The sequence below is a fragment of the Dichotomicrobium thermohalophilum genome, assembly GCF_003550175.1.
GTDB classification, from domain to species: domain Bacteria; phylum Pseudomonadota; class Alphaproteobacteria; order Rhizobiales; family Rhodomicrobiaceae; genus Dichotomicrobium; species Dichotomicrobium thermohalophilum.
Map to the genome: position 1 here is coordinate 353182 of NZ_QXDF01000002.1, position 9062 is coordinate 362243.

At 63.5% G+C, this 9062-nt stretch carries 9 protein-coding genes; 3 read left to right on the forward strand and 6 right to left on the reverse strand.

Annotated elements, in window-relative coordinates:
• Positions 1–13 precede the first annotated feature (13 nt).
• From ccoP to rcdA, 5 genes are all read right to left on the reverse strand, one after another.
• Positions 14–886, reverse strand: a complete 873-nt coding sequence (gene ccoP / locus BXY53_RS11690; RefSeq protein WP_119062163.1) for a cytochrome-c oxidase, cbb3-type subunit III — start codon at positions 884–886, stop codon at positions 14–16.
• Positions 876–1067, reverse strand: coding sequence for a cbb3-type cytochrome c oxidase subunit 3 (locus BXY53_RS11695; RefSeq protein ID WP_119062164.1), 192 nt, complete (start codon positions 1065–1067; stop codon positions 876–878). Before BXY53_RS11695 ends, ccoP begins: the two co-directional genes overlap by 11 nt.
• A gap of 9 nt (positions 1068–1076) precedes the next feature.
• The gene (gene ccoO / locus BXY53_RS11700; protein ID WP_119062165.1) at positions 1077–1808 is read right to left on the reverse strand and encodes a cytochrome-c oxidase, cbb3-type subunit II; all 732 of its coding nucleotides are present in this window, start codon (positions 1806–1808) and stop codon (positions 1077–1079) included.
• 12 nt (positions 1809–1820) lie between these two features.
• Entirely contained in the window at positions 1821–3497 is a 1677-nt protein-coding gene (gene ccoN / locus BXY53_RS11705; RefSeq protein WP_119062166.1) for a cytochrome-c oxidase, cbb3-type subunit I, read from the reverse strand.
• A gap of 178 nt (positions 3498–3675) precedes the next feature.
• On the reverse strand, positions 3676–4260 hold the full coding sequence (rcdA, locus tag BXY53_RS11710) for a protease adaptor protein RcdA (protein WP_119062167.1): 585 nt from the start codon (positions 4258–4260) through the stop codon (positions 3676–3678).
• Between the two features lie 400 nt (positions 4261–4660).
• On the opposite strand from rcdA, the gene BXY53_RS11715 reads away from it, so the two are divergent.
• Positions 4661–5674 (forward strand): NAD(P)H-quinone oxidoreductase, encoded by a 1014-nt coding sequence (locus BXY53_RS11715; protein ID WP_245410454.1) that lies wholly within the window; start codon positions 4661–4663, stop codon positions 5672–5674.
• 148 nt (positions 5675–5822) lie between these two features.
• Positions 5823–6566, forward strand: coding sequence for a DUF1013 domain-containing protein (locus tag BXY53_RS11720; RefSeq protein ID WP_119062199.1), 744 nt, complete (start codon positions 5823–5825; stop codon positions 6564–6566).
• 51 nt (positions 6567–6617) lie between these two features.
• On the opposite strand, the gene rpmE is transcribed toward BXY53_RS11720, so the two are convergent.
• Complete coding sequence (gene rpmE, locus BXY53_RS11725; protein ID WP_119062168.1) at positions 6618–6839, reverse strand: 50S ribosomal protein L31; 222 nt, start codon at positions 6837–6839, stop codon at positions 6618–6620.
• 257 nt (positions 6840–7096) lie between these two features.
• Between rpmE and BXY53_RS11730 the strand changes: the two genes are divergently transcribed.
• Entirely contained in the window at positions 7097–8896 is a 1800-nt protein-coding gene (locus tag BXY53_RS11730; RefSeq protein WP_119062169.1) for an ABC transporter transmembrane domain-containing protein, read from the forward strand.
• The last annotated feature ends 166 nt before the right edge of the window (positions 8897–9062 follow it).

Genomic DNA, 9062 nt, shown 5'->3' on the forward strand with positions numbered 1-9062 from the left:
CAAATGCGGCTTTCTACTGTCCACCACCCAGCGCGTGTACGTAGACAGCCAACTGCTTGATCGTCACATCATCCAGTCGGCCAACGAAATTCGGCATGACGCCGCCGCGGCCTGTCTGGATACTTGTTACGATATCATCCTTGCTGCTGCCGTAAAGCCAGATGGCATCCGTCAGGTTTGGCGCACCGAGGTCCTGCATGCCCTTGCCGTTCTCGCCATGGCAGAAGGCGCATTGCTGGGCGAAGATCTCGGCGCCGCGCTCGGCTGCCGCTTCGTCATGCTCCAGCCCGCCGAGCGAGCGGACATATTCCGCGGCGTCGTTGATCTGCTCGTCATTCAGGATGCCGTCGATACCGAAACGCGGCATCTGGCTTACCCTGGCGTCCGGGTGATCCGAGCGAATGCCGTAGCGGATTGTCTGGTGGATGTCTTCCAGCTCGCCGCCCCAGATCCAGCTATCGTCGTTCAGGTTCGGATAACCTTTGAAACCCTGTCCACCGCTGCCGTGGCAGGGGGCACAGTTATCACCGAACGCGGCCTCGCCGCCAGCCATGGCGAAGCGCAACAGCTCCGGATTGCCCCGGATTTCAGTTAGCTCCGCCGCCTCTATCTGCTCGGTGAACTGGCTCTGCGCGGCGCGCGCTTCCTGGATTTCGCTGCGCACTTCCGCGCGCTGGCTGTAGCCGAGCAGTCCCTCGGTGTGAGAGCTGATCAGGGGCCAAGCTGGAAATAGGATCCAGTAGCCGATCGACCAGATGATGGTGACGTAAAAGACGTAGACCCACCACTTCGGCAGCGGCTTGTTGAGTTCTTTCAGGTCGTCGTCCCAGACGTGTCCGGTCGTCTCGATCCCGGTGACGTCGTCGCGTTCGGGTTTATCCGCCATCGCCCCCTCGCTGCGTATCCTCGTCCGGCTTCTCGTCCTGCTCGAGCGGCACCCGCGAAGCGCGTTCGAAGCGCTTCTTGTTGCCCGGCCACAGGGCGTATATCAGCACGGCCACGAACAGCCCGATGAAAAGGATCAGGCCGACAATCTGCGTGACCATGACCACCGTGTCGTAAGTCATCACATCGCCTTAGCGCAGGTTGGGACCGGTCGCGTCATAGGTGGTGAAGTCGACCAGCGTGCCAAGCATCTGCAGATAGGCGACCATCGCGTCCATTTCCGTAATGCGATCAGGGTCGCCGTCGAAGTCGCGCACCTGCGATTTTGGGTACCGTTCCTGAAGCGCATCGGCGCCGTCCGCATTCGGGTCGGCCTGGGCGCGCAGGTCCGTTTCCGCGTTCTCGATCATCTCGTCCGTATAGGGCACGCCGGCGAGACGCAGGGCCTTGAGCCGGTCCTCGATGTCGCGATAGTCAAGCTCACGTTCCGCCATGAACGGATAGCCTGGCATGATGGACTCGGGTACAAGCGAGCGTGGGTCCTTGAGGTGCTCCACGTGCCAGGCGTCCGAGTATTTGCCGCCAACGCGAGCAAGGTCCGGGCCGGTGCGTTTCGAGCCCCACTGGAACGGATGGTCGTACATGCTTTCCGCCGCGAGACTGTAGTGACCGTAACGCTCCACCTCGTCGCGCAGCGTGCGGATCATCTGGCTGTGACAGACATAGCAGCCCTCGCGGATGTAGATGTCCCGGCCGGCGAGCTCCAGCGGCGTGTAGGGACGCATGCCCTTCACCTTCTCGATTGTCGAGCCGAGCCAGAACAGCGGTGCGATCTCGATCAGCCCGCCGATCGACACGACAATCAGAATGCCGATTAGCAGAACCAGCGACTTGCGCTCGAAGGGTTGGTGCCACTTCCACATTTGCGCGCTCCCTTACTCGGCCGGTGCGGCGACCGGGCCCTTCCCGCGGAGGGCGGGGGCCGCGGCAATGCCGGGCTGGTCGGCGACGTCGACAGGCACATCGCCACGCGCGGTGCGCCAGAGATTGTAGGCCATCAGCAGCGCCCCGACGGAGAACAGCGTGCCGCCGATCGCGCGGATGATGTAGAACGGATGCATGGCCTCGACCGTCTCCACGAAGGAGTACTGCAGGAAGCCGAGGTCATCATAGGCCCGCCACATCAGGCCCTGCAGGATACCGGACACCCACATCGAGGTGATGTAGAGCAGGATGCCGATGGTCGACAGCCAGAAGTGCCACTCCACGAGCCGCTGCGAATACAGGCCCTGCCGGTTCCAAAGCCAGGGCACCAGACAGTAGAGGGCACCGAAACTGATCATGCCGACCCAGCCGAGCGCGCCGGAGTGCACGTGGCCGATGGTCCAGTCAGTGTAGTGCGACAGCGAGTTCACCGCCTTCACGCTCATCAGCGGGCCCTCGAAGGTGGACATGCCGTAGAACGCCACCGAGACGACGAGCATGCGGATGACAGGGTCCGTGCGCAGCTTGTCCCAAGCGCCGGAGAGCGTCATCAGGCCGTTGATCATGCCGCCCCAGGACGGCATCCACAGCATCACCGAGAAGGTCATGCCCAAAGTCTGCGCCCAGTCGGGCAGGGCGGTGTAGTGCAAGTGATGCGGCCCGGCCCAGATATAGAGGAAGATCAGCGCCCAGAAGTGCACGATCGACAGGCGGTAGGAGTAGACCGGTCGTTCGGCCCTTTTCGGAATGAAGTAGTACATCATTCCCAGGAACCCGGCCGTGAGGAAGAAGCCGACGGCGTTATGGCCGTACCACCACTGCGTCATCGCGTCCTGAACGCCGGAGAACAGCGAGTAGCTCTTGGTGCTGGTCAGCGAGATCGGCAGCGCCAGGTTGTTCACGATGTGAAGCATCGCGATGGTCACGATGAAGGCAAGGTAAAACCAGTTGGCCACGTAAATGTGCGGTTCCTTGCGCTTCACGATCGTGCCGAGGAACACGAGCAGGTAGACGACCCAGACAAGCGTCAGCCACAGGTCGGCGTACCACTCAGGCTCGGCATATTCGCGCGATTGCGTGACGCCGAAAACGTAGCCGGTTGCAGCGATGACGATGAAAAGCTGGTAGCCCCAGAAAACGAACCACGGTGCCCAGCGCCCGGCGAGCCGGGCCTTGCAGGTCCGCTGGACGACGTAGAACGAGGTGGCGATCAGAGCGTTGCCGCCGAAGGCAAAGATAACCGCGGAGGTGTGAACGGGGCGCAGGCGGCTGAAATTGGTCCAGGGGAGGTCGAAGTTGAGCGCCGGGAAGGCGAGTTGCCAGGCGATCCAGACACCGACAAAGAAGCCGATGATGCCCCAGAAGACGGTGGCGATGACGCCGGCTCGCACCACCGTATCGTTGTAATAGCCTTCGCCGCCCACGACGAGGTCGCCGTCCGCCAGGCGCGTGAGGATGTACCAGCCTCCGATGGCGGAGCCGCCGGCCAGCAGCAGCCCATGAAAGGCCATCACGGGGTCGATGGATACGAAGAACAGATATCCGCCCAGCAGCACGCCGAACGCTGCCGCCGCCAAGACGAGCGCATCGGCAAACGCCGACAACTCCTGCCGCGTGACTTCCGCCATTCGCCCCTCCTTCTGATCCAGCAAAGGTTCGTCTGCGTACCTATCAGCTTAAACTGACGCGCAGTTTTGGGCGAGGGTTCTAAACGCGGCTTTGATCTAAATCAAATTTAATGTGCAGTTCCCTGAGGCGTTTCGCCGCTGATTTCGTGTCAGGTGCTCTTTTCCACGCCTTGCAAGCTCACCGGCCGTCGGAAGAGGTAGCGCTCGCCGCCGTAGGCGCCGCCTCTTGTGTCGCCTCGAAAGCTTCGCGAAGCCGGTCCACCTGCGAAGCGACCGGGTTGTCCTCACTCCGCGGGGGGCGGTCATTTGACAGGCTGATAAGACGGTCGAGCCGCAGCACGCGGTCATACAGCGCGTCACATTCGTTCACCAGTCGCTGCAGCTCGTCCGGCAATTCATCGAAGCCATCAGGCCGCGGCGACTGTGCCGGATAGGTCAGCTTGGCGCGCTGACGCGACTTCAGCGCCTCTTCCAGGGTCATCTCCCCGCGGCCGACCGAGCGGCGCACCAGCAACCAGGACGCAATCTGCATCAGCTTGGTGGTCAGGCGCATGCTTTCGGTGGAATAGGCCAGACCCGCAGCGCCCGAGAGGCGCTTGGAATCCTTCCGACCGGGCCCGTCGAGGTAGCTTGCGGCGTCCTCGACAAGCGCCATGCCTTCACGAAACAGATCGTCGAACTGAGGAGAAACCGCGTATTTCTCGGCGAAGGGCACCGGTGCATCGCCACCAGAATCCCGGGGGTCGTTGGCTCTGTTGCTCATGGAACTCCCGCTTACGCTACGCGCGGACGCGAACACCGCCGGAGGTATAGCAGCATGTTTGGGCGTCGCGCAATTTTCTGAACGCCGAGCCTAGCAAAGGACGCTTAACATTGCGTTTTTGTTGTGACGTGGCGGAGCGGAAAAAGAAAGAGCCGCCCGGAGGCGGCTCAGTTAGTGAACAGGGAGGCTGACAGAACGGAGGACCGTTCAGCGCCAAATTGACTGGACAATCATGACACTACGTCGCCGTCCTTAAATGAAGGTTAACGGCCGCGAGAATTTCGCCGGATTTTTCTGATATTTGGCGCAATCTGGTGCAGATGGCGGTCTGGACGCCGGCCTCTGGTTGCGCGGCCAGCGCGCATCGACTACCACCGGGGAACACGTTAAGGAGACACGCATGGCCGAGGCGTCGCCGATTCCGGAGCAGATGACCGCGATTTCGATTACCGAGCCAGGCGGCCCGGAGGTGCTGCAGCCGCATCAGATGGAAGTCCCGGAGCCTGGCCCATGCGAAGTGCTGGTCAGGCTTGCTGCGGCCGGCGTAAACCGGCCGGACGTGATGCAGCGCCAGGGTATGTATCCGCCGCCCAAGGGTGCGTCTCCCATTCCGGGGCTGGAGGTCGCCGGAGAGGTTGTGGCGGCGGGGCCGGAAGTCACGCGCTACAAGCCGGGCGACCAGGTCTGCGCGCTGGTAACGGGCGGTGGCTATGCCGACTACTGCGTGGCGAGCGAAGGCGCGACGCTGCCGGTGCCGGCCGGCATGGACGTGATCGAGGCCGCCGCACTGCCCGAGACCTTCTTCACCGTGTGGATCAACGTGTTCGAGCGGGCCGGTCTGCAGCCCGGCGAGGTTTTCCTGGTCCATGGCGGAACCAGCGGCATCGGCACGACGGCGATCCAACTTGCCAGCGCCCTCGGGGCGCGGGTCTTTGCCACGGCACGCGGGCCGGAGAAAGGCGCGATCTGCACGGAGCTCGGTGCCGAGCGCGCGATCGACTATGAGACGGAGGATTTCGTCGAGGTCGTGAAATCCGCCACGGACGGTCACGGCGCGGATGTGATCCTCGACATGGTCGGCGGCGATTATATCCAGCGCAACATCGCCTGCGCTGCGGAGGACGGGCGCATTCACCAGATTGCCTTCCTGCGCGGCTCGAAGGTCGAGGTCGACTTCATGCGAATGATGCTCAAGCGGATCACCCTGACCGGCTCGACTCTGCGCGCGCGCCCAACCAGCGTGAAGGCACACGTCGCCCGGGCCCTGGAAGAGAAGGTCTGGCCGCTTCTGGCAAGCGGCAAGGTCCGGCCGGTCATCGACAGCCGCTATCCGCTGACCGACGCCGCCGAAGCGCACCGGCGCATGGAGAGCAGCGCGCATGTCGGCAAGATCCTCCTCGTCACCGGAGGATAGCCGGAAAAATCGCGCGGGACCGCTGACGGGGTTTGCGCCTGCGTGCAGGCGCGACTATGTTTCTAGTGAGAAGCGATTCCTGCCACCCCCTTCGACACAACCGATTTGAACCCGCTCAGGGCCTTTCCTTGAGCACGGAGACTGCATGATGAGTGACAAACCGCTTATGCCAAAGGCCACTGCCGTGTGGCTCGTCGACAATACTTCTCTGACCTTTGAGCAGATCGCCGATTTCTGCGGCCTGCACGAGCTTGAGGTGAAGGGCATCGCCGACGGTCAGGTCGCGCAGGGCATCAAGGGCATGGACCCGATTTCGACCGGCCAGCTCACGCGCGAGGAGATCGCCAAGGCGCAGGAAGACCCGGGCTACCGGATGAAGCTCGCCAAAAGCCGCGTCCAGGTGCCCGAGACCAAGACCAAGCGCCGGCCGAAGTATACCCCGGTTTCGCGCCGTCACGATCGCCCGAACGCGATCTACTGGTTGCTGCGCAATCATCCGGAGTTGCGCGACTCGCAGATCATGCGCCTCGTCGGCACGACGAAGCCGACGATCCAGTCGATCCGCGACCGCACCCACTGGAACATGCCGAACCTTCAGCCGCAGGACCCGGTAACGCTGGGGCTGTGCAAGCAGATGGACCTTGACGCGGAGGTGCAGAAGGCAGCCAAGCGTGCCGAGGCCGAAAAAGTGGAAACCGGTGCACCGGCCAGTCCGGACGCGAGCCTGAAACCGATCGAGGACACGCCGGCGCAAAGCGAGCAGAGTGTGTTCGGATCGGTCGAGAGCGAGGCGAAGCCGGCCGAGGCGGAAGAGGAAGATGCCGAAGAACTGGCCGAGCGCGCCTTTGCCAATTTTGAAAGCGGCGAAACTGCCGAAGACGAAAGCCGCTAGGCCGGGTCGGGCGCGGGCGGCATGGCCGCCCGCCTTTCCCGTTGAGCCGGTTTAGCCCAGAAAACCCTCAAACTTCTTCTTGAAGCGGCTGACGCGCCCGCCGCGGTCGACCAGGTGCTGGCTGCCGCCGGTCCAGGCCGGATGCGTCTTGGGGTCGATGTCAAGCGTTAGGGTGTCGCCTTCCGAGCCGTAGGTCGAGTAGGTCTCGAACTCCGTGCCATCGGTCATCACGACCTTGATCTTGTGGTAATCGGGGTGGATATCGCTTTTCATGATCCGTTACCTTTGTCCGGGAAAATCCGCCTTTGGGCGCGAGCAGGCTGCCCGCAACTGTCTTGCCGCGTGATATAGCGCGCCGCCCCCGGCGATGACAAGCGCGAAAGCCGCAGACATGCGCCGCGGCCAAAAGGCCCAGTTGCGATTTTCCGTTTCATCCGTGATGCTTGTTCGGATAGAACAAGTCCAAGAATAATTCAAAAGGGCAAGTCTCAGTGGTCGTTACCTCACCATCGAACACTGACGCGCAGGACGTGGCGGAGGCGGGTACGCGCGTAAGCAGGCGGCAGAAGCGCGCCAGGCGCTCGCTCGCGCCGCTGATCAAGCTCAAACCGTTTTTCCTGCGCTATCGCGGGCATATCGCTCTGGCGCTGACCGCGCTGCTTGTCTCAACGTTGGCGACCCTGGCGCTGCCCATGGGCGTGCGCAGGATGATCGACCTTGGCTTCTCCGGCGAGAACACCGCGCTGGTGAACAACTATTTCGCCACGCTGATCGTCGTCGGCCTCGTGCTCGCCATCTCCAGCGCGGCGCGGTACTACTATGTCAACTGGCTCGGCGAACGGGTCGTCGCGGACCTGCGCGAGTCGGTGTTCCGCCACCTTTGCAATCTGAGCCCAGCTTTCTATGAAAAGACGCAGAGCGGCGAAGTTATGTCGCGCTTGACTGCGGATACGACGCAGATCAAGGCAGCGGTCGGTGTGGCGGCGACCCAGTTCCTGCGCAACGTGCTTCTGCTGATCGGCGCGCTGATCATGATGGTGGTGACCAGCGTCGAGCTGAGCGCGCTGGTGGTCGTCGCCATTCCGGTCATCGTTCTGCCCCTGATGGCGTACGGGCGCGCTGTGCGCCGGCTCTCGGCCCATGCGCAGGACACCATCGCCGCGTCCGCCGCCTATGCCTCGGAAAACCTCGCGGCCGTCCGCACGCTCCAGGCTTACACGCACGAGGACACGGTCACGCGGCGCTTTGGCGCGGCGGTGGAGACGGCGTTCGATGCGGCGCGCCATCGCATGCGCGCGCGGGCCGGGTTGACGGCGCTGGCCATGTTCCTGACCTTCGCGAGCGTCGTGGGCATCCTTTGGTATGGCGCGCAGGGCGTTCTGGCGGGCGACATGACCGGCGGACGGCTCGGCCAGTTCGTCCTCTACACGGTGATCGCCGCGGCGGCGATGAGCGGGCTTTCCGAGGTGTGGGGCGAATTGCAGCAGGCCGCTGGCTCGGCCGAGAGGCTGGCCGAACTGCGCCAGATCGAGCCGGAGATCAAGTCGCCACCGAACCCTGTCACGCTGCCAAAGCCCGTGCGCGGCGAAGTGGCGTTTCAGGGTGTCGTGTTCCACTACCCGACCCGGCCGGAGGACCGCGCGCTCTCGCAGGTCTCGTTCCAGGTGTCGCACGGCGAGCGCGTGGCCATCGTCGGTGCGTCGGGCGCGGGCAAGAGCACGATCTTCAGCCTGTTGTTGCGCTTCTACGATCCGCAGTCCGGCGAGGTGATGCTGGATGGGGTTCCGGTTCACCGGCTCGACCTGCAGGCGCTACGCGATCAGATCGCCATTGTCCCGCAGGATGTCGCGCTGTTCTCCGACACCGTGAAGGAGAACATCCGCTACGGCATGCCCGGCGCGACGGACGCTCAGGTACGCGCGGCGGCGGAGACGGCGCTGGCGGAGGAGTTCGTCACGGCGCTGCCCCAGGGCTACGACACGCAGCTCGGCGAAGGGGGCGTCATGCTCTCCGGCGGGCAGCGTCAGCGCATCGCGATTGCGCGGGCGGTGCTGCGCGATGCGCCGGTGCTCCTGCTCGATGAGGCGACGAGCGCGCTCGATGCGCACAGCGAGAGCCTTGTGCAGCAGGCGCTGGAACGCGTGATGGAAGGCCGGACGACGCTGGTCATCGCCCACCGGCTATCGACCGTGCTCAGCGCCGACCGCATCCTGGTGCTGGACGAGGGACGCATTGTCGAGCAGGGCACGCATCACGACCTGATGGCGCGCGGTGGCGTTTATGCGCGGCTGGCCAAGCTCCAATTTGAACTCGGCGCGAAAAGCGCCTGACCAAACCGCGTCACTTGTTGGCGCCTCTTTTCATTGAGACGGCCAAAGGGCTGAAGCAATTGTGTGTTCGCGATGGTGTATGAGGGTTGTGTGGGTGGGCAACCGTAAGCAATCGGATCGTGCGATCGTCTGGATCGAGGTCTCCCACCCACACCGTTCCTGACCG

Bases quoted from the DNA above. Each gene is read 5' to 3' on its own strand.
- ccoP (WP_119062163.1), bottom strand. From the start codon at position 886: ATGGCGGATAAACCCGAACGCGACGACGTCACCGGGATCGAGACGACC.
- ccoO (WP_119062165.1), bottom strand. From the start codon at position 1,808: ATGTGGAAGTGGCACCAACCCTTCGAGCGCAAGTCGCTGGTTCTGCTA.
- BXY53_RS11695 (WP_119062164.1), bottom strand. From the start codon at position 1,067: ATGACTTACGACACGGTGGTCATGGTCACGCAGATTGTCGGCCTGATC.
- ccoN (WP_119062166.1), bottom strand. From the start codon at position 3,497: ATGGCGGAAGTCACGCGGCAGGAGTTGTCGGCGTTTGCCGATGCGCTC.
- rcdA (WP_119062167.1), bottom strand. From the start codon at position 4,260: ATGAGCAACAGAGCCAACGACCCCCGGGATTCTGGTGGCGATGCACCG.
- rpmE (WP_119062168.1), bottom strand. From the start codon at position 6,839: ATGAAAAGCGATATCCACCCCGATTACCACAAGATCAAGGTCGTGATG.
- BXY53_RS11720 (WP_119062199.1), top strand. From the start codon at position 5,823: ATGAGTGACAAACCGCTTATGCCAAAGGCCACTGCCGTGTGGCTCGTC.
- BXY53_RS11715 (WP_245410454.1), top strand. From the start codon at position 4,661: ATGGCCGAGGCGTCGCCGATTCCGGAGCAGATGACCGCGATTTCGATT.